The sequence below is a fragment of the Thalassotalea marina genome, from assembly GCF_014656435.1.
GTDB classification, from domain to species: Bacteria; Pseudomonadota; Gammaproteobacteria; order Enterobacterales; family Alteromonadaceae; genus Thalassotalea_C; species Thalassotalea_C marina.
This window is the reverse complement of the sequence record NZ_BNCK01000009.1, coordinates 138,124-163,742: the sequence shown is the minus strand read 5'-3', so window position 1 is coordinate 163,742 and position 25,619 is coordinate 138,124. Positions and strand designations below refer to the sequence as shown.

General features: G+C 39.2%; 22 protein-coding genes. 18 read left to right on the top strand and 4 right to left on the bottom strand.

The features are described 5' to 3' along the window. Nucleotides 1-119 precede the first annotated feature (119 nt). From trmJ to IE199_RS18010, 14 genes are all read left to right on the top strand, one after another. Nucleotides 120-857, top strand: a complete 738-nt coding sequence (trmJ, locus tag IE199_RS18075) for a tRNA (cytosine(32)/uridine(32)-2'-O)-methyltransferase TrmJ (RefSeq protein WP_189773463.1) — start codon at nt 120-122, stop codon at nt 855-857. A 14-nt stretch (nt 858-871) separates the two neighbouring features. Further along, a complete protein-coding gene (gene cysE / locus IE199_RS18070) occupies nt 872-1,678 on the top strand; it encodes a serine O-acetyltransferase (protein ID WP_189773461.1) in 807 nt (268 codons plus the stop codon). 67 nt (nt 1,679-1,745) lie between these two features. Next, the gene (locus IE199_RS18065) at nt 1,746-2,156 is read left to right on the top strand and encodes a hypothetical protein (protein WP_189773459.1); all 411 of its coding nucleotides are present in this window, start codon (nt 1,746-1,748) and stop codon (nt 2,154-2,156) included. 77 nt (nt 2,157-2,233) lie between these two features. Continuing rightward, the gene (locus tag IE199_RS18060; protein WP_189773457.1) at nt 2,234-3,985 is read left to right on the top strand and encodes a copper-binding protein; all 1,752 of its coding nucleotides are present in this window, start codon (nt 2,234-2,236) and stop codon (nt 3,983-3,985) included. A gap of 11 nt (nt 3,986-3,996) precedes the next feature. Next, the gene (locus IE199_RS18055) at nt 3,997-7,128 is read left to right on the top strand and encodes an efflux RND transporter permease subunit (protein WP_189773455.1); all 3,132 of its coding nucleotides are present in this window, start codon (nt 3,997-3,999) and stop codon (nt 7,126-7,128) included. Nucleotides 7,129-7,302: 174 nt separating this feature from the next. Continuing rightward, nucleotides 7,303-7,809 carry a Fe-S cluster assembly transcriptional regulator IscR gene (gene iscR, locus IE199_RS18050; protein ID WP_189773453.1) on the top strand — a complete coding sequence of 169 codons (507 nt, stop codon included), beginning with the start codon at nt 7,303-7,305 and terminating at the stop codon, nt 7,807-7,809. Between the two features lie 30 nt (nt 7,810-7,839). Continuing rightward, the gene (locus IE199_RS18045; protein ID WP_189773445.1) at nt 7,840-9,054 is read left to right on the top strand and encodes an IscS subfamily cysteine desulfurase; all 1,215 of its coding nucleotides are present in this window, start codon (nt 7,840-7,842) and stop codon (nt 9,052-9,054) included. A gap of 27 nt (nt 9,055-9,081) precedes the next feature. Then, nucleotides 9,082-9,465 (top strand): Fe-S cluster assembly scaffold IscU, encoded by a 384-nt coding sequence (gene iscU, locus IE199_RS18040; protein ID WP_189773443.1) that lies wholly within the window; start codon nt 9,082-9,084, stop codon nt 9,463-9,465. Nucleotides 9,466-9,474: 9 nt separating this feature from the next. Continuing rightward, a complete protein-coding gene (iscA, locus tag IE199_RS18035) occupies nt 9,475-9,798 on the top strand; it encodes an iron-sulfur cluster assembly protein IscA (RefSeq protein WP_189773441.1) in 324 nt (107 codons plus the stop codon). A gap of 38 nt (nt 9,799-9,836) precedes the next feature. Next, nucleotides 9,837-10,364: a co-chaperone HscB gene (hscB, locus tag IE199_RS18030; protein WP_189773439.1), complete on the top strand. Its 528-nt coding sequence runs from the start codon at nt 9,837-9,839 to the stop codon at nt 10,362-10,364. 39 nt (nt 10,365-10,403) lie between these two features. Continuing rightward, the gene (gene hscA, locus IE199_RS18025) at nt 10,404-12,266 is read left to right on the top strand and encodes a Fe-S protein assembly chaperone HscA (RefSeq protein WP_189773436.1); all 1,863 of its coding nucleotides are present in this window, start codon (nt 10,404-10,406) and stop codon (nt 12,264-12,266) included. A gap of 18 nt (nt 12,267-12,284) precedes the next feature. Further along, nucleotides 12,285-12,623 carry an ISC system 2Fe-2S type ferredoxin gene (gene fdx, locus IE199_RS18020; protein ID WP_189773434.1) on the top strand — a complete coding sequence of 113 codons (339 nt, stop codon included), beginning with the start codon at nt 12,285-12,287 and terminating at the stop codon, nt 12,621-12,623. Between the two features lie 206 nt (nt 12,624-12,829). Further along, entirely contained in the window at nt 12,830-13,417 is a 588-nt protein-coding gene (locus tag IE199_RS18015; protein ID WP_189773433.1) for an ECF-type sigma factor, read from the top strand. A 34-nt stretch (nt 13,418-13,451) separates the two neighbouring features. Then, nucleotides 13,452-15,809 (top strand): protein kinase domain-containing protein, encoded by a 2,358-nt coding sequence (locus IE199_RS18010; RefSeq protein ID WP_189773431.1) that lies wholly within the window; start codon nt 13,452-13,454, stop codon nt 15,807-15,809. Between the two features lie 20 nt (nt 15,810-15,829). On the opposite strand, the gene IE199_RS18005 is transcribed toward IE199_RS18010, so the two are convergent. Further along, nucleotides 15,830-16,216: a helix-turn-helix domain-containing protein gene (locus IE199_RS18005; protein ID WP_189773429.1), complete on the bottom strand. Its 387-nt coding sequence runs from the start codon at nt 16,214-16,216 to the stop codon at nt 15,830-15,832. 205 nt (nt 16,217-16,421) lie between these two features. Here IE199_RS18005 and IE199_RS18000 point away from each other — a divergent pair, with 205 nt between their 5' ends. The 3 genes from IE199_RS18000 to IE199_RS17990 all read left to right on the top strand — a co-directional run bounded on the left by IE199_RS18000 (nt 16,422) and on the right by IE199_RS17990 (nt 21,079). Beyond that, nucleotides 16,422-18,239, top strand: coding sequence for a leucine-rich repeat domain-containing protein (locus IE199_RS18000; RefSeq protein WP_189773427.1), 1,818 nt, complete (start codon nt 16,422-16,424; stop codon nt 18,237-18,239). Nucleotides 18,240-18,314: 75 nt separating this feature from the next. Beyond that, nucleotides 18,315-19,799 (top strand): serine hydrolase domain-containing protein, encoded by a 1,485-nt coding sequence (locus IE199_RS17995; protein WP_189773425.1) that lies wholly within the window; start codon nt 18,315-18,317, stop codon nt 19,797-19,799. A 164-nt stretch (nt 19,800-19,963) separates the two neighbouring features. Continuing rightward, complete coding sequence (locus IE199_RS17990) at nt 19,964-21,079, top strand: alpha/beta hydrolase-fold protein (RefSeq protein WP_189773423.1); 1,116 nt, start codon at nt 19,964-19,966, stop codon at nt 21,077-21,079. Here the strand turns inward: IE199_RS17990 and IE199_RS17985 are convergent. Further along, on the bottom strand, nt 21,076-23,040 hold the full coding sequence (locus IE199_RS17985) for a winged helix-turn-helix domain-containing protein (protein ID WP_189773421.1): 1,965 nt from the start codon (nt 23,038-23,040) through the stop codon (nt 21,076-21,078). The genes IE199_RS17990 and IE199_RS17985 overlap by 4 nt on opposite strands. A 193-nt stretch (nt 23,041-23,233) precedes the next feature. On the opposite strand from IE199_RS17985, the gene IE199_RS17980 reads away from it, so the two are divergent. Beyond that, on the top strand, nt 23,234-24,163 hold the full coding sequence (locus IE199_RS17980) for a substrate-binding periplasmic protein (protein ID WP_229854819.1): 930 nt from the start codon (nt 23,234-23,236) through the stop codon (nt 24,161-24,163). A gap of 89 nt (nt 24,164-24,252) precedes the next feature. Here IE199_RS17980 and IE199_RS17975 read toward each other — a convergent pair whose 3' ends face one another. After that, on the bottom strand, nt 24,253-24,852 hold the full coding sequence (locus IE199_RS17975; protein ID WP_189773419.1) for an MlaC/ttg2D family ABC transporter substrate-binding protein: 600 nt from the start codon (nt 24,850-24,852) through the stop codon (nt 24,253-24,255). A 119-nt stretch (nt 24,853-24,971) separates the two neighbouring features. Next, nucleotides 24,972-25,556 carry a TetR/AcrR family transcriptional regulator gene (locus IE199_RS17970; protein WP_189773417.1) on the bottom strand — a complete coding sequence of 195 codons (585 nt, stop codon included), beginning with the start codon at nt 25,554-25,556 and terminating at the stop codon, nt 24,972-24,974. Nucleotides 25,557-25,619: the final 63 nt, after the last annotated feature.

Here is a 25,619-nt window from a genome sequence, read left to right as displayed (position 1 = left end):
TCCCATACAGAGTTATCGTTTTATGCTAAACTTGCCGCAATTTTTAGCCATCTAGATAGTTAATAAAATGAACGGATTGAATACCGTTAATTAAGGCTATCGATTGAGAGATTCTATACATGTTAGAAAATGTTCGTATCGTATTAGTAAATACGTCTGATTGTCGAAACATTGGCTCTGCGGCAAGAGCAATGAAAACTATGGGTTTAACAGAATTATATTTAGTGGACCCTATAGAAATGCCAAATGGGCAAGCACAAGCATTAGCAGCAGGGGCTACTGATGTATTAGCCAACGCTAAAGTGGTGAAAACCATGGAAGAAGCGGTTAGTGATTGTGGTTTAGTGGTTGGTACTAGCGCGCGTTCTAGAACACTACCTTGGCCTATGTTAGACCCACGCGAATGTGGTGTGAAGATGATTGAAGAATCAGTTAATTTTCCTGTGGCTTTAGTGTTTGGCCGAGAGAGCAGTGGCTTAACCAATGAAGAGCTGCAACTATGTCATTTTCACGTGCAAATACCAGCAAACCCAGAATATAGTTCACTGAATCTGGCGATGGCGGTGCAAACGTTAAGTTATGAAGTGCGCATGGCCCATTTGGCTAATGAACAAAAACCGTATAGTAATACGAATGAAGATGAAGAATATCCGGTCGTAGAAGAAACTGAACGTATGTTTGAGCATTTTGAACAAGCGTTAAAAGCAACTGGTTTTATCGTGCCTAGTCACCCAGGTTTAGTGATGACTAAGTTGCGCCGTTTTATTAATCGTGCACGACCTGATACTAAAGAAGTAAAAATGTGGCGGGGCATTCTCTCGTCGATCGAAAAGCCTGCCAAAAAAGCAGACAATTAACCTAAGGAAAAAGTATGTTTAGCCGAATCAAAGAAGATATCAAAAGTGTCTTTGATCGAGATCCAGCTGCGAGAAATAGTTTTGAAGTTTTGACTAACTATCCAGGCATGCATGCCATTTGGATACACCGTGTTAGCCATAAACTTTGGTGTAGTAACTGGAAGCTGTTGGCTAGATTACTTTCCACCTTTTCAAGGTGGCTTACTGGCGTTGAAATTCATCCAGGTGCCAAATTAGGTCGTCGCTTTTTTATCGACCACGGCATGGGGGTAGTTATAGGTGAAACTGCTGAGATTGGCGATGACGTTACCTTGTATCATGGCGTGACATTAGGTGGTACTAGCTGGAAAGAAGGTAAGCGTCATCCAACGTTAGGTAACAATGTTGTTATAGGTGCTGGTGCACAAGTGTTAGGGCCAATTCGTATTGGTAACAACGGTAAAGTTGGGTCTAACTCGGTGGTCGTGAAAGACGTACCTGATAACATGACCGCTGTTGGTATTCCCGGAAAAATTGTTAATCCTAATCGTCATGAAGATAATGGTTTACGTGAAAAAGCGGCCGAAAAATTTGGCTTTGAATCGTATGCTGTCTCGCCAGATAACCCAGATCCAGTCGCAAAAGCGATAGGTCGGTTGTTAGATCACGTTCATTTAATGGATGATAAAGTAGCAACACTGTGTAAGGAAGTGAATCGCCTTGGCGGTGAGGTTTGCCAAGATGCATTACCGGAACTTCGTGTTGGTGAGTTTGTCGAAGATGAACAAGCCGCTGCGGCAAGACGAAAAGAAAAAATCGAATCTTTTGATCCAGAGATTTGATTTTAACGGGTGATGGCATTAGCATGTCACCCGTTAACGATTGATTTAGGCTATTGTTAGAGATTTAATGAAAACTTCAGTTTTTACGCTCATTATACTGCTAATGCTTCAGATGAACGCACTTGTTCAAGCTGGAGAAGTTAGCTGTGCGCATAAAATCGTTAACACTGCTCATGTCAACACATTAGAGAACGTTGGACAGTCAGCTCATTCAATGCACATGATGCAAATTAGCCAATCAACAGAGTCTCATACTGTTGGCAATCACACCATGAATCACGAAATGTCCCATCAAATGGATTGCTGTCAAGATGAATGCCAGTGCGATATTTCGGGGTGTCATGTTCATTACGCTGGTGCAATTGAGAGCCAGTTAGGTTTTTCTTCTCTTTTTATCAACCCTCTTGTTGCATCCGAATTAGTTGATGCGCCTCAAGAATACCTGTCTTTTTTATTTAAACCACCTATTAACAGCTAATCACGGGATCAGTCCGTCTTAATTTTAGTGCCAACCTAAGTTGGCGAATGATTAGTACAAGTTTTTAGGGGAATACAATGGCATCAGAAGCAAAGCCATTTAACACACGTTTAAGTATCATGTCAGCTTTATGTGCAGGCATAGTGATTGGCGTGGCGAGTTTTTATTTTTGGGGGGCAAAATTATCCGCCTTCTCAAATCAATCAGAGATACCAACAAAGTCTGACGAGCCGTTATATTGGGTGGCACCGATGGATCCCAATTATCGTCGAGATAAACCAGGAAAGTCTCCCATGGGCATGGATTTAATACCTGTTTATCAAGAGTCTGAGCAAGACAAAGATGTTGGTGTTGTTACCATTTCTTCAACTGTTAGCAATAATATTGCTGTTAAGACTGCGCCGGTGGAAAAACGAACCATTTCACCGACAATAGACGTCATAGGAACACTAAAATACAGCGATGATGACGTCGTCCATGTTCACCCTCGTATTGCGGGGTGGGTTGAAAGGCTCTATATCAAAGCGAAAGGCGATCGTGTTCAAAAAGGTCAAGTGTTATACGAGTTGTATTCGCCTGAGCTAGTGAATATTCAAGAGGAATATTTATTATCTTTACAGGGAAATGATAGTGCCTTAATTAAAGCATCTGAGCGAAAATTACGGGCATTTAATGTACCTGAAACCAGCATTGCTGATATTCGAAGAACTCGACAAGTAAAACAAACCATAGCTTTTTCATCACCTCAAAGTGGTGTGGTTGAAAACCTTAATATTCGCGAAGGTTACTTTGTTGAATTGGGAAAAACCCTCTTTTCTATCGCTGATTTATCAAAGGTTTGGTTGGAATTGGAGATATTACCACAACAGGCTGATGGAGTGGCAATTGGTAGTGAAGTGCAATTTAATTTTGATTATATTGCCAACGAGAAATTTCATGGTGTTATTGACTATATTTACCCGTCGGCAGACAGCAAAAGTAGAGCATTAATTGCTCGCGTGCGCCTCGATAATACTGAGCGAAAGCTAAAAGCAAATATGTTTGCCAATGCAAAAATAGTCAAACAGGCGGTTAATGCTGACATCACTGTACCATTATCAGCTGTGATCAGACTGGCAGATAGCAATCGTGTTGTTGTTGCGTTAGGTAACGGAGAATTTAAATCGGTAAATGTTGATTTAGGCATTAGCGATAGCAACTATGTTGAAATACGTAATGGATTAGATCAGCAAGACAGTGTTGTTGTTACTGGTCAATTTTTGCTTGATTCAGAATCGAGCAAAACCTCAGATTTTTTACGATACAGCAAATTACAGAGTCAGGCTGAAAGTGTGTGGGTTGCGGCAACGATTAAAGCCGTAGATCATAAAACACGTGTTGTTAATGCTCGACATGACCCTATTGAAGAATGGGATTGGCCGGAAATGGTCATGGACTTTAATGTTGTTGATGATTTAGATATTTCACTGTTAAACGCTGGCACTTCGTTGCATCTGGAAATAACCAAACAAGCCAGTGGCGACTATGTTATTTCAAATATTCATATTATGGATAATCATGAAATGGCAGATGCGAAACCAAGCAGTGCAACGGTGACAGGCGTAATTAATCAATATGACGTGGACACAGGCATTGCCAATATTAGCCGAGGTCCAATTGAAAAGTGGCAACGAGAAGCCGCTACCATGGACTTTTTGATCCATGAAAATATCCGAAATCAAATACCCGAAATAGGCCAAGCGTTTACTTTCACTTTCGAAATACATGATGGTGAGTTTGTTGTTGTTGCTTTTGAGCAAGCAGCAAATCAGCAGCACATGCACCATTAGGAGTAAGTGAGATGATTGAGAAAATTATACGCTGGTCTATTGTTAACCGGGCGCTGGTATTAATACTTACCGCAATTTTGTGTGCAGTAGGTTTGTATACTGTAAAAAATACACCAGTAGATGCAATCCCTGATTTGTCTGATGTACAAGTGATAGTAAAAACCAGTTTTCCTGGTCAAGCACCACAGGTAGTACAAGATCAGGTGACTTATCCGATAACAACTGCCATGTTGTCTGTGCCGGGGGCAAAAACTGTTCGAGGTTTTTCATTTTTTGGTGACTCGTACGTTTACGTAATTTTTGACGATAAGACCGATTTGTACTGGGCGCGATCACGTGTACTTGAGTATTTATCGCAAGTCAGTAGTAAGTTACCTGCAGGAGCAAAGTCAGAGTTAGGCCCTGATGCAACAGGTGTTGGCTGGGTTTATTTATACGCGTTGCGAGATAAAAGTGGTCAACATGACTTAGCTGATCTGACGTCAATTCAGAATTGGTTTTTAAAAAACGAACTACAAACCGTTGCTGGTGTGTCAGAGGTGGCAACCGTTGGTGGTATGGTAAAGCAGTATCAAGTTGAAGTATTACCCAATCGTCTTCGCGCCTACAACATAGCTTTATCTCAAGTCGAGCAAGCGATAAAGTCTTCAAATCAAGAAGTAGGCGCTTCAGTGGTAGAGCTAGCCGAAGCAGAATATATGGTTAGGGTTACCGGCTATATCGATTCCCTCGAAGATTTAAAGCAAGTGCTAGTAGCTTCTACTGCCAGTGGTCAACCTATCTTACTTAACGACGTTGCTAGAGTGTCGTTAGGTCCTGAAATGCGACGAGGTATTGCAGAGCTTGATGGCCAAGGTGAAACGGTTGGTGGTGTTATCGTCATGCGTTATGGCGAAAATGCCATGCAAACTATTCAAGGGGTCAAAGCTAAGCTTGAGAGTCTAAAACAGTCACTACCTGAAGGTGTTGAAATTGTCACGGTATATGACCGCTCTGGCCTTATTGAGCGAGCAATAGACAACCTTTGGCAAAAACTTGTTGAAGAGTTAGTTGTGGTCGCTCTTATCTGCTTAGTGTTTTTGTTCCATGTACGCTCATCATTTGTTGCTGTAGTGAGCTTACCTGTTGGTATTTTGGCGGCCTATGTCATCATGTATATGCAAGGTATTAACGCTAACATTATGTCACTTGGTGGGATTGCGATTGCCATTGGTGCGATGACTGACGGCGCAATTGTGATGGTTGAAAACCTTCATAAACATATGGAAAAACAGCAGATTACTAAAGAAAACCGCTGGCAAGTCGTCGCGCAAGCGGCCAGTGAGGTAGGGCCAGCACTATTTTTTAGTTTGTTAATTATTACCGTGAGCTTTTTACCTATCTTTATTTTGGAGGCTCAAGAAGGGCGCATGTTTGCACCACTTGCCTTTACTAAAACATACGCAATGGCGGCAGCTGCTGGTTTGGCAATTACCTTAACGCCAGTGTTAATGGGCTATTTTGTAAAAGGTAAAATTAGAAACGAGCAACAAAACCCGATAACGCGCTTTTTAATTGCTTGCTACAAGCCGGTACTAAGGTTGGTGTTACGTTTTCCTAAAGTTACTCTGTTAATGGCATTAGTTATTGGTTACATAGGGTTTTTACCGATTGGGAAAATCGGTCAGGAATTTATGCCGACATTAGATGAAGGTGACCTCATGTACATGCCTACTACGTATCCTGCTATTTCTATTGGTAAAGCGCGAGAGCTCTTGCAACAAACCGACAAACTAATCGCCTCAGTACCAGAAGTTGAACATGTATTTGGCAAAGTAGGTCGCGCCCAAACGGCGACAGATCCCGCGCCTTTAACCATGATTGAAACCTTTATTCAGCTCAAGCCTAAATCACAATGGCGCGCAGGAATGACGACAGAAAAACTGAAGAGTGAGTTAAGTAAACTCGTTACTTTACCCGGAGTTAGCAATGCCTTTGTCATGCCAATTAAAACCCGTATAGACATGTTAGCAACTGGCATTAAAACGCCGGTTGGGATTAAAATTGCGGGGCCTGATTTAGCGGGAATTGAGCGTATCGGCAAGGATCTAGAACGTGTTTTAATGCAAGTTGATGGCACCACATCAGTTTACGCAGAGCGTACACAGGGTGGCCGATACATAACGATAGATATTGATCGTACCAAGGCAGCGACTTACCAAGTTTCTATTGCGGAAATTCAGCGAGTAATTGCGCTAGCGGTTGGTGGCGCCAATATTGCTGAATCAATCGAAGGGGAGGAGCGTTATCCTATTAACTTGCGTTATCCTCAGCACTTACGTAGTTCGCCAGAAGTACTTGCACAGCTTCCTGTAGTGACAAGTAAAGGCAACAATATTTTGCTATCTGATGTTGCCAACATTAACGTTGTTGGTGGCGCTCCGATGATTAAGAGTGAAAATGCCCGCATCAATGGTTGGGTGTTTATTGATATTGCTAATGTTGACTTAGGCCATTATGTAAGCACGGCTAAAGAAAAAGTTGAACAAAACATTATACTGCCTGCGGGGTATTCATTATCGTTTGCTGGCCAGTATGAATACATGGAAAGAGCAAAAGAAAAACTCACATTAGTGTTACCTGTCACTTTAGCGGTCATTATTTTATTACTCTATTTGAGTTTTAAGAGTTTTGCTGAAGTGTTGATTATTTTGGTCACTTTGCCATTAGCGATGATTGGTGGTATTTGGTTGATGTACCAAGAAGGTTTTGCTTTTTCCGTTGCTTCAGGTGTTGGCTTTATCGCGTTAGCCGGGGTTGCGGTTGAAATAGGCGTGATCATGTTGGTTTATCTCAACCAAGCTTATCAAGAATATTTTGCTGAAAAAGAAGATAAGTTATCGACAACAGAGACATCAAAGTTACTTGATCAAGCAATTATCGCCGGTGCAGCGATGCGAATTCGTCCGGTGTTTATGACGGTGGCGACAATTGTTATTGGTTTATTGCCTATCATGTATGGTTCAGGTACCGGCAGTGAAATGATGAGCCGTATTGCTGCACCTATGGTTGGTGGAATGGCAAGTGCATTAGTATTAGCTTTGATTGTATTACCTGTTTTGTTTAAAATTTGGCGACAATTTCAGCTAAAACGCCTTGTTTAGTTCAATCATTTATATATTAGATAGAAGCAATATTGAATACTTGAGTAATTTACTCAAGTATTCGTTGATTTCTATTTTATGTGAGGTAAAATACCCGACTATAATACTCAAGTATTTATTTGACTATTTTGTAGGGTTATGTAAAATTGCGCGTCGATTTTACTGGGGTAGACAATGAAACTAACATCGAAAGGGCGTTATGCCGTCACAGCTATGCTAGACGTTGCTATACATGCAGCCGATGGCCCTGTGTCGCTTGCTGATATATCAGAGCGACAAGGTATTTCATTATCTTACTTAGAGCAACTCTTCTCTCGATTACGCAAACACGGTCTGGTCAGCAGTATACGCGGCCCTGGCGGTGGTTACCGCTTAGGTAAATGTTCTGCACAAATCTTTGTCGCTGATGTGATCAGTGCAGTTGATGAAAGCATCAATGCAACTAAATGTGGCGGTAAAGGCGATTGCCAATCGGGAGACCAATGTCTTACCCATTCCCTCTGGGCTGATTTAAGCAGCAGAATCGAAGAATTTTTACAAGGCATTTCTTTGTCTGAACTGGTTGAACAAAGAAACGTCAGAATGGTTTCAAAGCGACAAGATACAATGCAACGCAAAGAGGGCGCGAAGCATTCACATGAAACCTTAATTGCAACCACAAATATAATGCAAAACTGTTAGCGCAGTACGTAAGTTGGAGACAGTTAGCCAATGAAGCTTCCTATTTATTTTGATTATTCCGCCACCACGCCTGCAGACAAGCGTGTTGCAGAAAAAATGATGCAATATCTTACTACCGATGGGTTATATGGTAACCCTGCGTCTCGTTCTCACAAATTCGGTTGGCAGGCTGAAGAAGCGGTAGACATTGCTCGTAATCAAATCGCTGAACTTATCAACGCAGATCCGCGTGAGATCGTGTTCACTTCTGGCGCTACTGAATCAAACAACCTAGCAATTAAAGGTGCTGCTAACTTTTACAGCAAAAAAGGTAAACATATCATTACCTGTAAAACAGAGCATAAAGCTGTTTTAGATACTTGTCGTGAGTTAGAGCGTCAAGGTTTTGAAGTTACCTACTTAGATCCTGAAGCCAATGGTTTAATTGATTTAACCAAACTTGAAGCTGCAATGCGTGACGACACAGTAGTTGTGAGCATCATGCACGTGAACAATGAAATTGGTGTTATTCAAGATATCGCTGAAATTGGTGAGATGTGTCGCGCAAGAAAAATTGCTTTCCACGTAGATGCTGCACAAAGTACCGGTAAAATTGAAATTGACTTACAAAACTTAAAAGTGGATTTATTGTCAATTTCTGCACACAAAATGTACGGTCCAAAAGGTATTGGAGCACTATACGTTCGTCGTAAGCCACGTATGCGCTTAGAAGCGCAAATGCACGGTGGCGGTCATGAGCGTGGTATGCGCAGTGGTACGTTACCAACTCATCAAATCGTTGGTTTTGGTGAAGCATGTCGTATCGCGAAAGAAGAAATGGCACAAGATTTAGCCCACGTTACCGCAATGCGTGACCGTTTATGGGCTGGTGTTAAAGATTTAGAGCAAGTATTTGTCAATGGTGATTTTGATAAACGTTACCCAGGTAACCTAAACGTAAGTTTTAACTTCGTTGAAGGTGAGTCGTTAATCATGTCACTTAAAGATTTAGCGGTATCAAGTGGCTCTGCATGTACATCTGCAAGCTTAGAACCGTCGTATGTATTAAGAGCCCTAGGCTTAAATGATGAAATGGCACACAGTTCAATTCGCTTTAGCTTTGGCCGTTTTACTACCGAAGAAGAAGTTGATTACGCTATTGGTATCATCAAAAAAGCAATTGAGCATTTACGCGAAATGTCTCCGTTGTGGGAAATGTTTAAAGACGGCGTAGATTTAGATTCAGTTGAATGGGTAGCACACTAAGGGCAGGTGCTGCCGGGAGAGAATATTATGGCTTACAGTGAAAAAGTAATCGATCATTATGAGAACCCACGTAACGTTGGTTCATTAGACAAAAACGACCCACAAGTGGCAACGGGTATGGTAGGTGCTCCAGCGTGTGGTGACGTGATGAAACTGCAACTTAAAATTACCGAAGAAGGTATTATTGAAGATGCAAAATTCAAAACTTACGGTTGTGGTTCAGCAATTGCGTCTAGCTCACTAGTTACTGAGTGGGTTAAAGGTAAGAGCATTGATGAAGCAGCGGGTATCAAAAATACTGATATCGCTGAAGAGTTAGCGTTACCACCTGTAAAAATTCACTGCTCAATTCTTGCAGAAGATGCAATCAAAGCAGCCATTGAAGATTATCGTTCAAAGCGCGGAGAATAGGTCAAAGTCATGAGTGTTACTATGACGCCAGCGGCGGCAGAAAGAGTTCGAACTTTTATCACCAACCGTGGTAAAGGCCTAGGTCTTCGTCTGGGTGTAAAAACCACTGGATGTTCAGGTTTGGCTTATGTGCTTGAATTCGTTGACGAGCTTAACGAAGACGACGAAATGTTTGAAATCGATGATGTGAATATCATCATCGATGGAAAAAGCTTAGTTTATCTTGAAGGAATTGAGCTTGATTTTGTCAAAGAAGGCTTAAACGAAGGGTTTAAGTTTACCAATCCAAACGCAAAAGGTGAGTGTGGTTGTGGCGAGAGCTTCAACGTATAATACCTTACTTCCCAACTTTATAAACTTAGTGGCCAATTGTGAATTATTTTGAAATTTTTGGTTTAGAGCAAACATTTATTATTGATCTAAACGCGTTAACACAAAGATATCAATCAATTCAAAAAAGTGTACATCCAGATAAGTTTGCCCATGCTAGCAGTCAGGAACAACTGCTAGCTGCAAAAAAATCAACACTCGTCAACGATGCCTATCAAACACTGAAGAATCCCCTTAAACGTGCTCAATACATGTTAGAAATTCGTGGTGTTGATATGCCAAACGAACAAGCATCGTTCAGTGATAATGCCTTTCTTATGCGTCAAATGGAATTACGCGAAATGTTAGCTGATGTGAAATTTGCCGACGACGTCGATACTGCACTATTTGAAGCGAATCAAGTTCTAGACACAGAGTTTCAGCAGCTGTTTAACACGATGCAAGCTGCGATCAATGAAAACTCTGTTGAGTCAAATCAACAAGCGACTGAATTACTTAGAAAGCTTAAGTTTTATCAAAAATTACAAGTTGAGTTAGATCGCCTTGAAGATCAACTCCTCGATGACTAAGCGCGCAGCGCTTTAACAATCAACAAAAAAGAGCCCCACATGGCGTTATTACAAATTGCAGAACCTGGACAAAGTACCGTACCTCATGAACATCGCTTAGCGGTAGGTATCGACTTGGGCACCACCAATTCGTTAGTTGCAACCGTAAAAAGCGGGCTGGCTGAAACTCTTGCCAATGAACAAGGCAAAGATATTTTACCGTCAATTGTTAGTTATCAAGACGGCCAAACCTTAGTGGGTGACACGGCAAAAGCATTAGCGGTTTCAGATCCTGAAAATACCATAGTCTCAGCGAAAAGATTAATTGGTCGCTCTCTTACAGATATTCAAGCAAAATATCCGTCACTTCCTTATCAGTTTTGTGGTGATGAAAATCACCCAAGTATCACCACACGCCATGGTGATATTAACCCAGTGCAAGTGTCAGCTGAGATATTAAAGACTTTAGGACAAAGAGCCGAACAAGCATTAGGTGGCGAGCTAACTGGTGCTGTAATTACTGTGCCAGCTTATTTTGATGACGCACAACGTCAAAGTACCAAAGATGCGGCTAAACTTGCTGGTTTAAAAGTGCTGCGTTTGTTAAATGAGCCTACAGCTGCTGCAGTAGCTTACGGCCTAGATAGTGGCCAAGAAGGCGTTATCGCAGTTTATGATTTAGGCGGTGGTACCTTTGATATTTCTATTTTGCGTTTAAATAAAGGCGTATTCGAAGTACTGGCCACTGGTGGTGATTCAGCCCTTGGCGGTGATGATTTCGATTTAGCACTAGTTGAACACATTGTTGCAGAGGCTGGCTTACAGCGTCCATTGTCTAGCTCAATGGAACGACAATTATTAATGCAGGCAACTGAAGTTAAAGAAGCATTATCAAGTGCAGACAGCGCTGAAATTAACTTGGCATTAGCTAACGGTGAAACGTGGCAATCGTCAATCGATAAAACGACATTTGAAGCCTTGATTAAACCATTAGTCACTAAAACAATGCGCGCTTGTCGTAGAGCATTAAAAGATGCTGAAGTAACGGCAGAAGAAGTGATTGAAGTGGTGATGGTAGGTGGCTCTACTCGTGTACCTTTAGTGCGAGAAGAAGCGCAAAGCTTCTTTAAACGTCAGCCATTAACGTCTATTGACCCTGATAAAGTAGTGGCAATTGGCGCAGCGATTCAAGCCGATATTTTAGCGGGTAATAAACCTGACAGTGACATGTTATTGCTTGACGTGATTCCTCTTTCATTAGGCCTTGAAACCATGGGTGGATTGGTTGAAAAGGTGATCACTCGCAACACCACAATTCCTGTCGCCAAGGCGCAAGAATTTACCACTTTTAAAGATGGTCAAACGGCGATGGCGATTCACGTATTACAAGGTGAACGTGAACTTGTGGATGATTGTCGCTCGTTAGCACGTTTTGAGCTACATGGTATTCCTCCTATGGCTGCAGGTGCGGCGCATATTCGTGTAACTTTCAAAGTGGATGCCGATGGCTTGTTGGCCGTCACTGCCATGGAAAAATCAACAGGTGTTGAAGCCAGTATTGAAGTCAAACCTTCTTTTGGTTTAGCGGAAAATGAAATAGCTGATATGCTCAAAGCGTCTGTTGCTAATGCTAAAGAAGATATGCAAGCGCGTATGGTGAAAGAGCAACAAGTTGAAGCAGCGCGTGTTATAGAGTCAGTGCAATCGGCGTTAGCAGCAGACAGCCATTTATTAAATACACAAGAAGTAGCAGACATTGAGGCTAAATTAGCAAATTTAGCGTCAACCAGCCAAGGCAATGATGCCGACGCAATTGAAGCGGCGATTGAGCAAGTGAACCATGCAACAGCAACATTTGCCGAGCGTCGAATGGATGCATCTATTAACAAAGCGTTGGCAGGTCATACTGTCGATGACATTTAATTGAGTTTAGAGATTATTATGCCAAAAATCATAGTGTTACCTCATGAAGAATTATGTCCTGATGGCGCGGTGTTAGAAGCCGAAGCTGGTGAAAGTGTGCTAGATGTTGCACTTAAAAACGACATCGGTATTGAACATGCGTGTGAAAAGGTATGTGCTTGTACAACGTGTCATGTGATCATTCGTGAAGGTTTTGATTCGCTGGAAGAAAGTGACGAATTAGAAGACGACATGTTAGACAAAGCGTGGGGCTTAGAGCCTGAATCTCGCTTAGGCTGTCAGGCTATCGTTGCTGATGAAGACCTAGTGGTAGAAATTCCAAAATATACCGTAAATATGGTGTCTGAAAATCACTAATTGAATTTGAGTTAAGTAGATTTTAAAAGGGTAATAGCAGCAATGTTATTACCTTTTTTATTTGTAATGATAATGGCTACATAAGTTTTGTTATTTTTTTAATATTTGCTGACTTTTTGCATCAACTAACTCAATTATGTAATCTGGCAAACAATTATGTTAGCGTATCTTTTGTACGTTCTTAATTTATTGATACATAAATAGTAATGGAATATAGCTGTCATTCGTTAAAAAGTGGTGCACCGGCAAATTTTACTCAAATTTTAAATTGCTGGGTTGTTCAAAATGATTTAAATAGTGCAAATCAATTAAGAAGCATTATTTATTACCATTTAAAGGGAATTGTAAAAAAACAAATTACTAACAAAAGCTCATCTAATACCTTGTTAGAGCAGCTGCCAAATACCACCTCGCTTTTACATGAAGTACTTGTTCAACTTTCTCCGCCCAAAGAAATTTTTGATAATCGCGAGCAATTTTTTACGTCATTAGCATCTTTTGTCCGATGGGTTTTATTAGATGATTTGAAAGCAAAAAGTGCAAAAAAAAGAACGGCTAATAGCGAAAGCTTGATCGATTTTATCTCTTTACCTGACGAGCTAGAACCCTACATTAACTTCGACAACGCGCTGTCAAAGTTAGCAAATATTGCCCCGAGATCATATCAGGTGGCATTGCTTCATTACTTTCTTGGTTATGACATTGACAACATTAGTGCGGAACTCACCATAAAAAAATCAACAGTCTACAATGAGCTTTCTGTTGCAAAAGCGTATCTGCGCACCCAATGCTAACGTTGAAAGTATAATAAAAACAATAAGGACAACCATGAATTTTGATACTTCACTTGCGCTTTTCCAACATCTGCTTGAGGTTGATGAACAGCATATGCTGGAAAATCTATCAACATTTATAGATGAAAATCATGATTTTTATCATGACGTTATAGCCCTTATTTGTGCTCATCATGAAAATATGAAGCAAACAAAGTTTAAAGTGTTAATTGGTAAACAAGCAGATCAGCTAGTTGAAGATAGTTTCATCCATGAGTTAGTTGGCCAACAAGTTGGTGTGTACAAATTGGTAAAAAAGCTTGGCCAGGGTGGCATGGGCGCAGTTTATTTGGGTGAACGTAATGATGGCCAGCTTGAGCAAAAGGTTGCCATTAAGTTTGTTTACCCTTCCATATCGCTGCTTGCGGGAAAAAACTTTTTACAAAGCGAAGCGCAGTATTTAGCCAATCTTGAGCATGTATATATTGCAAGGCTTTATACGCTGGGAGCTCTTGAGCAAGAGTTGCAGTACATGGTGATGGAATATGTTGATGGTGTTGCTATTGATCAATACTGCATCACTGAAAAGCTTGATGCAAAAACACGACTAACGTTGTTTCTTAAGGTTTGTCGAGCGGTGCAGTTTGCACATAAAAATATGGTGATTCACGCAGACATAAAGCCTTCAAATATTTTGGTTGATCAACACCAAGAACCAAAGTTGATGGACTTTGGCATTGCTAATTCATTTCACGAGTCTCAATGTATTGAAGAAAATAATAGTAATTTGGCAAAAGGCAATATTGTTGCGGCTAGTCGAGAATTTGCAAGCCCAGAACAAATTGAGGGTAAGAAGTTAACAACGGCCAGTGATATATTTTCACTCGGAATGTTATTGAAGAGGCTAGGTATCAATAACGAAGAGGTTACAAGAATATCAAACAGGTGTTGCCGACAAAATATAGAAGAGCGATACGATTCAGTTGAACTCTTGATGCTAGACATACAAAACCACCAAGCGAATTATCCCCTACAGGAAGACAGCAACTCTACTTGGATAAAAGTGAAAAAAAGTCTGCAGCGAAATGTCGTATTTGTTGGTATTGCTGTTTTGTTTATTGGGGTGGTAGCAGCATTTAGTACTAATGTTTATTTTAAAAGCCAAAAGCTTGAAACGTCTTTAGCAAAACAAAAGGCTGTTGCAGAGTTTATGATTAGCATATTTCAATACGCTAATGTAACGAGGAAAAGTAAAATTGGTAAATATACCGTAGAAGAAATGCTAACTGACATATCTCACAGAGCTAAAACTGAGTTGGAGCAGTATCCAGAAGCAAGACTTGCCGTGTTATATGAAATGGCGAAGAGTTATCAAGCGGGAAAGAATTTTCAAAGGTCTAAAGTTATCTTGGATGATATTGAATCGATCTACGATTTTGATCAAGGGAATATAGATTTAGGCATAAATTTTTACGTTACTAAGGCTTATGTTGCAGATAAGCTTGGGGAGCCGCAGCAAGCGCAGTTAGCTTATGAGCGTGTTGATGAACTTGCACTAAAACTTGGGAATTACCCCTCAGAGCCCGAGCAACGAGCGTTAGCCGCGGCGGCAGTCTCGAAGTCGTACTTCTTATATAAGCAGGGCAAACATGACCTTGTTAAGCTAACTATTCTGCAAGCGTTAAATCAATACCAGCATGTCATTTCGTTAACCAAGAAAAGCTCGATGCACAATACGCTAGGTGTTGTTTTTGCTCGTGAAAACGATTTTGCTAATGCACTAATTCACCTTGAGAAGTCAATTGCCTTATTAGCTGAAAAATATGGCTCAAATCGACACGCATCGGTTTTACAAAAAAGATTAAATTTAATCGAAACTTATATATTGGCCAAAGAGTACAAGAGAGCAGAAACAGGCCTAGACACTCTGATACAAGATATAAAAGTTGAGTATGGTGTAAATTCACCAATAGAGAATGAATCTTGGGTAAGTTTGGCGAGAGTTTATCGACTACAGGGAAATTGTAGTAAGGCTGCGACAATTGTAGCTTCAGCAACTAACGTGCTTTTGGAACAAAACGATAAAACTGATGGCATTTTAGCCTTGATGGAACAAGCAAAAATTGAAGCATGTACGAAACAGGTTGCTTTATCTAAACAAATCTTTAGCCGTGCTATTAACATTGCACAACAGCAGTTTGGCAAAGACAGTTACAAGCATTTAGTTGCACAATATAGGTTCTATAATTTTCAAAAAGAGCACCTAGGTGTAATAAATAAAAACTTGCTTGCTGATGTACATGCTTTATCTATGGGTAAATACGCAAAGCGCAAATTAACTCAAAATATAATTAAAGAGTATCAAGTGGTTATAAACTCAGATAAAAACCTGCAAATACAATCTGGCTTTTAATTTGGTGTCGATAATTAACACTATCCTTTAGCTTTGTTACTGTAATATTGATATGTCTTTGGCGTTTTATTAGTTACTTGCTTAAATACTGTGGAAAATACTTTGTGCTGAGTAAAAGCCAGTTGTTGTGCAACAACTGAAGGTTTAAGTCCATTTTTTAGCAGAATTTTAGCTTTTTCAATTCGATACAGTGATAAAAACTGTTTAGCAGAGAGTTTGGTATATTCATGACACCAACGTCTCAGTGTGTTAGGTGTTACGCCAAACTCTAAAGCAATATCGATTATCTTAAGGTCATTTTTTTCTATATCAGGTAACTGATTACTTTGAGCGATAAGGTTGTCAATAATACAAGTGAGTTCATCTAAAAAGTTATCGGCATTGGTAAATCTTTTAACCCTAGCCATATCTTGCACCTTAAATTTAAAACGGTGCAAATGATTATTTAGATATTCAGTTAACTAGCTAGCCAGAAATTTAGCGCTATTTTTCCAAAAATAATTTTTATTTTTATGTTCGATCCAAGGAAGGTTTGATTTTTATCTTGATGTTTTAATAAGAAGAAATTTTCTTTTAAAGATAAAAATCTCAACACTGAAAGTGGATATTTCTATGATTTCAACAAGGCTAATAAAAACAACACTTATCATTTCTTCAATTTCAATCATTCTTAGTGCATGTGGAGGAGGGGGCGGAGGAAGTGCGAGTAGTGGCTCTAAACCCGCTACCCCTGGCGCAACAACTAATGTTGCCCCCAATATTAACGATATGCCAACACAATCTATAAATGAAAGGGCGGCCTTTTCTTTTACTCCTACTGTGTCTGATAGTGATGGTACTGTAAATGAATATAAATGGGAGCAAATCAGTGGTAGTGCTGTAACCAATGGTTTTGTCCATTCACTGTCTTCACTAGAATTTATAGCGCCAGAAGTACTCAAGGATGAAGTGCTGACTTTTAAGTTAACGGTAACCGACGATGATAATGCAACGGCAAGTAAAAATGTCGATGTAACCATCAAGGCTTTTACCAATTTAACTGAAATTAACTTCGATGATAATGGTTTAAATCAATGTCTTCATTCCAGCCATTATGCTGAGAAAGACCTTGGTATTGTTGAAGTTAGTTGCCATGGTTATGGCATACAATCAATTGATGACTTGGAAAAGTTTGAACACCTTATACAAGTAGATTTCACAAATAATAGTATTGCAGATCTTAGCCCCCTTGCTGAACATGTTGCGTTGCAAAGTGTGTGGTTACCTCAAAATAATGTGGCAGATTTGTCACCTTTATCTGGCTTATCCAATTTAACAGGCCTAAATATTGCGAATAACAAGGTTAATGATTTAACACCATTATCTGCGTTAACCAAGCTAGAACAGTTTTCTGCATTTAATGACAGCCAAGGTCAAAATAATAATGATATTCGAGATATTAGTCCTTTATCGGCAGCGACTAACCTTAAACTCTTGTGGCTGGTAGGCAATAGTTTGCAAAGTCTTGAGCCCATTAGAAATATGACAAATTTAAACAGCCTAACATTTGGGCAACTTGACCCTAGTTCAGATACTGACGATATATCACCGTTAGCGCAACTAACAAACCTGAATGAATTACTTATGGCAAATCATAACGCTACTGATTTAATGCCATTGGCTCAGCTCAACAGTTTAAACAAGTTAACCATATATAGTAGTAAGGCAACTGATATAACCCCTTTGGCACAACTCAAACAACTGACTAATTTGCATTTATTTACTACAAATCTTGTTGATACATCGCCGTTAATGCAGTTAACACAATTAGAAAAACTGCATGTTGGTGGTTATACAACCTCTAATGGTTGGTATGACGCAAAGTTAGAGAACGTGAGTTTTCTAGAGCACTTAGTTTTACTAAAAGAGTTATCTATTGGTTTATCTCAAGTGAGTAATGTTGATTCAATAGCTCAACTAAACCTATTGGAGTCATTTAATTATGATCGGAACAAAGGGCTTGATTTAACTCCGTTAGCTGGTTTAACTCAGTTACGAACGCTGAAGTTATGGCCAAGTGAAAATGGAATTTCCGATCTTACTGCATTGGCTAACTTAAATAATCTAGAGTTATTGTTTATCCAAGATGGTTTATTAGAAATAAATACCTTTCAAGATATCTCAGCTCTATCGAACAAAGCCAAGCTTACATCTCTAGTTTTAGACGGTGAGGTTGAAGATTTAACGCCAATTAATGGACTAATCAATCTTGAGTTACTCCATTTATCTCACAATCAAATAATTGATGTTGATCCAATATTTGCTTTAGAAAAAATCACAGGATTGTCGTTATTTGGAAATGATGGTATTTCATGTGCGGATCTCGAATTACTGGAACAGTCATTAGCGTTGCAAAACTTTGAAAAACCAGAATCATGTGTCGCTAATTAGCTTATTGGTTTAAACCTTTATTGATAAGTTGCTATCTTATCTACTGTGTAAATAAAAAAACTAGCTGAAGAAAAGATGACACTTATCAATAAAGTTAACACTATCGTTTGTTTTACTATTATCTCTGCGTGGGGGGTTGCATGCCATGCGCAAGAGTCGCTTGAGAGCGTTGTTGAGCGACTTGCAAACTCTGCTTCTATTCCTGGTGTGAGCGCCGGTTACATTGATGGTAAACAACACGTTCAGTTAGCAACTTTTGGGCAGGCAAACAGCAAGTCTGAACTTCCCGTTTCTAATGACACGATTTTTCAAGCGGCTTCACTGAGTAAACCTGTGCTTGCTTTTATTGTGCTAAAAATGGCGCAGCGCGGCGAATTATCTCTAGATCAACCACTTCACCAAATATTGCCTTACAAACGATTGGTTAATAAAGCTTGGGCCGAACTTTTAACGCCACGGCTGATTTTATCTCATCAATCGGGATTACCGAATTGGGGAGGTGAGCAGTTAGAGTTTAAGTTCAAACCAGCAAGCCAATTTGGCTACTCGGGTGAGGGGTATGTTTATTTACAACGTGTATTAGAAAAAATGACTGGCTTGAGTTACCAGCAAATAGCGGATAAAGAAGTGTTTAAGCCGCTTAACATGAAGCATTCCTATTTTGCATGGCCTCAAAATAAACCATCGAATATTGCTTTAGGGCATACTCGATCTGGCTTTCAAGTTGAAAGAGAAACTGGCATGTCGAATGCGGCGGCAAGTTTGCATACTACGGCAGAAGATTACTTAAAATTTATTGCTGCTTGGTTTCAACCGTCACAGTTAAGTGAGGTCATGAAAAATGAGGCCTTCTCAAAACAAATTACCAGTTATGACGAAACCTCTCACGTTACAATGGCTTGGGGCCTAGGGTGGGGGATTTACAAAGCAGAAGGGCAACATCTTGTTTGGCATTGGGGCGATAATGGTGTATCGCGAGCATTTACTGCAATAGATGCTAAAACAGGTCGAGCATTTGTATATTTTGCAAATAGCGAAAACGGTTTAGCAATAAGTAAACAAATGACCCTAAGATACTTTGCTAAAAGTCAGGCTATCGCAAAATGGTTAGGTTATGGCCAATCAGATTCTGCTATATGGCAAACAGAACGTTTGGCGTATGAACAAGCTGGAAAAGGTGAATATATCAAGTCTATTGCTAATTTTGAAAAAGTCCTTAGTGAATTTCCAGAAAACCAAAGGGTGATTAAAAAAATCAATTGGTTAAAGCCGTTAGTGGCACCTGCTATTGAAACTCCTCAAATAGCCAACTTTCCGAAAGAAAAACTTGCTGGATTTTATGGTGATAGAGAGTTATTTGTTGAGCAAGGTAAGCTCAAATATCGTCGAGGGAGAGGGGAAGCAGCTGTATTAACGCCGCTTTACCATAATACTTTCAAAGTAGGCAATTTTGAGGGGTTCAGGTTAACTGTGGTATTTGACGAAAGTAATGAACCAATCAAACTAATAGGTTTATATGAAAATGGCCATAGTGATGAATCACCTAGATCATCTAAATAATTTTTAATTCAATTAATAGGGAGATTCCATCTCCCTATATCTTTAACTAAATCGCTTTTATTTGAGTGTCATCAGGTAAATATCAGTTTTTTATCAATCTAAAATCAATTGTTTAGCGTTATGGTTTGTCATGCTTTTATCGATTTAAATATTGATGAAGGTAAATGATGAAACTTAAATTAATCGAAATTTTAATTTTGCTGTTAATGGCTCTTGCTTTGCAGGCTAGAGTTAGTGCCATTGAAATACAAACCCACAGTTTGCTCTCTCAAAAGGCATCTAGTACGCTAAATTTTAAAGTGGCACTGCCAAGTGGCTTCAACAATAAAAAAGCATATCCTGTGTTATACACCACAGCGGGGGGGAGTCGCTTTGATTCATTTGTGCACCAGGTCAATTGGCTAAGTCACGTTACAATGGGGCCTTTGCCACAATTTATAATTGTAAATGTACCGCAAGTAACGGTTGAATCTGATATGCATCCTAAATATATGGCTGCATCAGGTATCGCTAATACCTTACAGTTGGCTGTGTTAGAACATGAAATTCTACCCTTTATAGAGGCTCACTTTAAAACTGAAGATTTCAGACTATTAGAGGGGTATTCGAGTAACGGTAATTTTGTTTTTTACACTTATTTAACTAGAAACACCTTATTTGATGGCTATTTCGTTCATTCACCTGCACTCGAATTAGATCAATCAGGTTTAATAACTCAGTCAAACAATAGCCATTTGCTTACTAAAAACGCCAAGCCAATGTATTTATCACTGGGGCCATTTGTAAATAACAGAGCGTTGTTTCAAACAATCCAAGCAAATTTATCGAAAGTAAAATCGGCAAGATTTGAAGATTTAAGCCAGCATAACTTTTTGTCTGTAGCGACTGTTAGTTTGAATGCCAGTATAGAATGGTTTTTTGCTGACCTTTCACCTGATCTGGCATTGTTTACTGCGCAAGGGTTGCCAAGTGTTAAAGCGTATTATCAAGAGCTAGAGCTTAAATATAAAAAGCCTATTGATGCATCCACAAGTTTAATTGACTTGAGCTTTTATTATGCTCAGCATGGGCAGGCTCAGCAGGCACTTGACGTAATCGATGTCGTGATAAAAGGTCAACCGAATAGTGTATTTTACCTTACTCGTAAAGCCCTGATTTTAAAAACGCTGGGTCAAATTGTCCAAAGTAAAGATGCATTTGAACAGGCAAAAATTGTCGCTTTCAAAAACCAAGATCAAGATGCGTTAAGCTTTATCAATGGTGAACTGGCAAAACTCTAAGGTTTTGACATTAACAACTCGACCAATTCATTGTGCTCAGCGATCAAGTTATCACTGAGCATTTGGCTACGCTTGTCAGCATAATCGGTCATAAAAAGTATGTCACTGCTATATTGCCCAACAATGGATTTGCTATCGCTATTTGGATTGTAGCGCCAAATGTTTTTTTGTTTATCTTGTAAATAGACAAACCCGTCTCGGGCATAATAGCGCCATTGTAAGGTAATATCTTTGAAAGTGCTTAACGGTACTAGTTGGTTTGATACTAAGTACTGTAGTTGTCCATTTGTATTGATTAACATTTTGTCTTTTGATGCTTGTTGCGCCCAGCTTAACTCTCCTTCGTATATTTTGTTGATAGAGCCTGTAGTTTGGTTTAGCCAAACCAATTGATCTTTTTCTTTATTTTTAATGCTTAGCAATAGATTGTTGTTAACAGATTGCATAATGTTGACGACAACAACTGATTCTGCCAGTGGTATCTCTTCAACCGATTTATTGGTTGTTAAAGTTAAAGTGAACAATCGTCCATTACGGTTAAAAACTAAGTTGTTAGGGCTTTGCCACAAGTAGGAAGAGATGTCTTTATCGCCAAAGGTAAGTTGTTGTAACTCTTTATCATGCCATAACCATATTTGTGAAATACCTGAGCGATTGCTTAGCAGAGATATTTCTTGAGACTCTGGTCTAAATTGAGCTGAACTATCAGCAAACATTGACGGGGCAATATCGTAAGTTGAATTAGTATCTGATTTATCTAGTATTCGTGGTTGCCAGTTTTTTCGGCTTATGTTTGCAAACACCGCATCATTAAACTGAGCTAACTCACCAATATCCATGGTGGTTTGTAGAGTTTGTTGATGTATTACCCCTTGGTTATTTAACCAAATAACTAACTTTCCGTCAGCGACAAGCAAGGTGTTATTGTCTAGCCAAATCATCGGATGTTTAGAGGTCGATTTGAAATTATATACTGCAGGTGAAAATTCAAGGTTGTTGTCGACTAATTCAGCGAAATAAAGTTTCTGGTCTACTTCAACAGCAAATTGATTGCTTTGATGATATGGAATTACTTGAAAGTCATTAGCTAATTCTATTTGAGTTTGCTGCCGTGTGTTTACATCAAACAACATGAGATGTGACTGACTATTCTTATCTGTTTGGGTAAACAATAGGTTGTTTTTTTCAAGCAAAAATGGCGAGTGATTAAATTTGTTATTACAGGGGATTAATATACTTTTCTGACGAGTTACCAGGGAAAACTTAACAATCTGCGCACATTTTATTTGCTCTTGGAAAACCACCTCACCAAACCTCAAGCTATTGTCGCTAGCGTGGTAATGAATGCGCCCATATAGAGTAATATTTTCCAGTAACGTGTGGCGTATGTTATTGGTACTGTTATGCATTACAATGCTTGGCGCGTTATCTTGTTTGTCATAAAAAACAAATTCATCTTGAGAAATCGCGACAACGTTTGAAAACTGCTTTGATTGTGTATCGAGAGCTTTTAGCTGTTCAATTATTGGTGGATTGGTATGTTGTTTGAACCAAAATGCAGAGGCACAAAGTAAAATGCACACCAAAATAGACATAAAGTATTTTTGGCGCACGGTTCGAACAGTAAGCTGTTTTTTTCGTGAAACGTTAGCAACGAAAGTTTCAAGCTTAACTTGTAAACTATATCCTCGTTTGGGATGAGTTTTTATTACGGATTGTGATTTAGCCGAGTCGTCAAAGTGTCGTCTAAGTTCGGCAATTATCCGCTGTAAGGCATTTGGGGCAACAATAATGTTTGGCCAGACGGATTGGTGGATTTCATCATAAGTTACTAGTTCACCCTGCGCTTCATTTAACAACTTCAAAACAGCAATTAATTTAGGCTCTAGTAGTTTTGATTGCCCATCAAATGTTAATTCGCCTGTTTTCCAGTTTATGTAATAGTGCCTATTTTTACTCATTTTTTAATTCAAACTATCTATTGGCTGGGGCAACTTCGACGTTAATTTATTGAATATACATAAAAATAACAACGATTAAATTGATAAATACTTACAGTAGGAAAAATAAGCAACAGTATCACCATGCTGCTATTTAGAATCTAATAAACAAATCACCTATACTTTAAACATCACTTAAAACACCTAACTGACAATGAAGCCAATTATTCACTTCTCTATCTATATGTTATTTTTATTGCTCAACTGTAATTCTGTTGCAGCGAGTGAGCAGACTACAGATATAGTGGTAGAGTACATGTGGCAAGGTAAACAAGTTTCCTATTTAAGCCGACAACAAGGGAATCAATTTATTTTTAACGAGGGCGCAAGTAAATCAATTAATGTCGCGACCTTAGATTGGCCACCATATATAGATCGCAGCCTCTGTAATTTAGGGTGGGTATTGCAGCTAGGTGTCGCAGTGCTAACCTCAAAAGGCTACCAAGTTAATGTGCATTTTTACCCTTGGGTTAGAGCGGTAAAAATGGTGGAGTCAGGTAATTTTGAAGTGTTATACCCTGAATATTTTATTGAGGACTCCGCACCTTCTGATATTTTTCCAAACAAAAAACGACGAGAATTGCTGGCGCAATCAAATCAACTGATTGGCGGAAACATTGCTTTTATGAAGCGAAAAGGCGATCCGTTTGAATTTACTGGTAATTTAGCCGCTATAAAAGGTAAAGCTATTGGTGTGGTTCGAGGTTATCAAAATACCCCCGAATTTGATGCCATGATGGACGCGGGACTTATTTCTGTGGTTGAAGCGATTGATGATCTGCAATTACTCAAGTTATTGATGGCTAAACGTGTTGACTTAATCGTAGGCGATCCCGCTGTATTTAATCATACAATACATTATTCAGATCTCGATGTTCGCAACCGCATAGCCATGCTTGATGGTATAAGTGAAGTTGCTCCCGCGCTAAAATACAACCATTTTTATTTCGCTGTATCAACATCTTTTGAGCAGTGGGGCGAGATACTAAACGATATTAATCTTGCCTTGATAGAGCTTGAATTATCTGGTGAAACACAACGTATTTATCAAAATGGCAGTGGTTGCAGTGTCAATTTCGATTGATAAACTCTACGCATAAAAAAAAGCCAACCAATGGGAGTTGGTTGGCTGCTCATTCCTGAAACAGGAAGAGTTATGCTTAGAGAAGAAAATTAGCGAGTTAAAGCGGTAAGCTCTAGTGTTACTTGGTCAATGCCGAGCTTGTTGATACGACTATTAAATTCAGCTTGTTTGCTACTTAGTAATGAAATGCCTTCTACAATTAAATCATACGCTTTCCATTCACCTGTTTTTTTATTTTTTCGCATTTGAAACGTTAAATGGATGTCTGGTTTGCCACTTTCAGTGATTAGTGCATCAACCGAGACCATTTTATCGGTTGGTGCGACATTGACCTTGCCATAAGAAACTTGTTGGTTTTTATATTGCTGCAAAGCGGTTGCATAAGTTCGAATCAAATAATGTCGCATTGAATCAACAAATTTAGTTCTTTGCTCTTGGCTTATCTTGCGTAAATGTTTACCTAATATTTTATAAGACGCATATTGGTAGTCGATTGCTGGCATTAGCTCTTGCTCGACTATCTCTCGCATCAATTCAGGAAACTTGGTCAGTTCCTGCTGACTAGCGGCAATTCTTGAAAATAAACGTTCGCCAGTTTGTTGAATAACTTGATCAGGTAGCGAAGGTGCTTGATTCGCTAATGCTGAAAAACTGATTAATGCAGCGAATACTAGTGCTAAAGTTTTCATTTGATGTCCTGAAAGGTGACAAGATGTTATGGTGTGTATTTTACATACCGACCGCTCGGTTTGTAAATGGTGTGGATAAAAAATATCGTAACTTTAATATATCGTTTTGTTATTAAAAATTACTTTTTCAGGTTGGTAATGTAGATACAAAGCTCTGCGATAACTTTATCAAACAGTTCTTTGTTTTTAGCACTCTTACTTAAGCTGTAAGCACCGTGAAAACTGGAAACAATAAAATAGGCGATTTGGTTAAAATCAAGATCGTTGCGCAGTTGGGAGGCAATTCGTTGTAAGTTAAAGGCAATTAAGTGGTTAAGCTGCTGTTGCATATTTAAAATTCGCAACCTAAATCCTTCATCAACACCTGACATTTCTTGACATAAATTGTTAATAGGACAACCACAAACAATATCGTCACACGTCATTTCTTGGCAAATGTCTTTAAAAAATTTAATTAAGCCCATAATAGGATCGTCAACTTCTACTGCGGGTTGCCAAGTTGCAATAAACATCGGCGTGTAAATTTCTTCAAATACTGCATAACCAAGTTCTAGTTTATTATCGAAGTGATGGTACAGAGCGCCTTTTGATATTTCACAACGCTTTAAAATAATAGACAAACTAGTTGCTTGAAACCCATGTTGGTGGATCTCATCGGCGGCAACTTCTAATATTTTTCTGCGAGTAGCTTCAGCGTCTCTCATAATTATACCTAACAAACAGCATTGTATGGATTCTAACCGACTCAGTGGTCTGTTTCTAGTCTT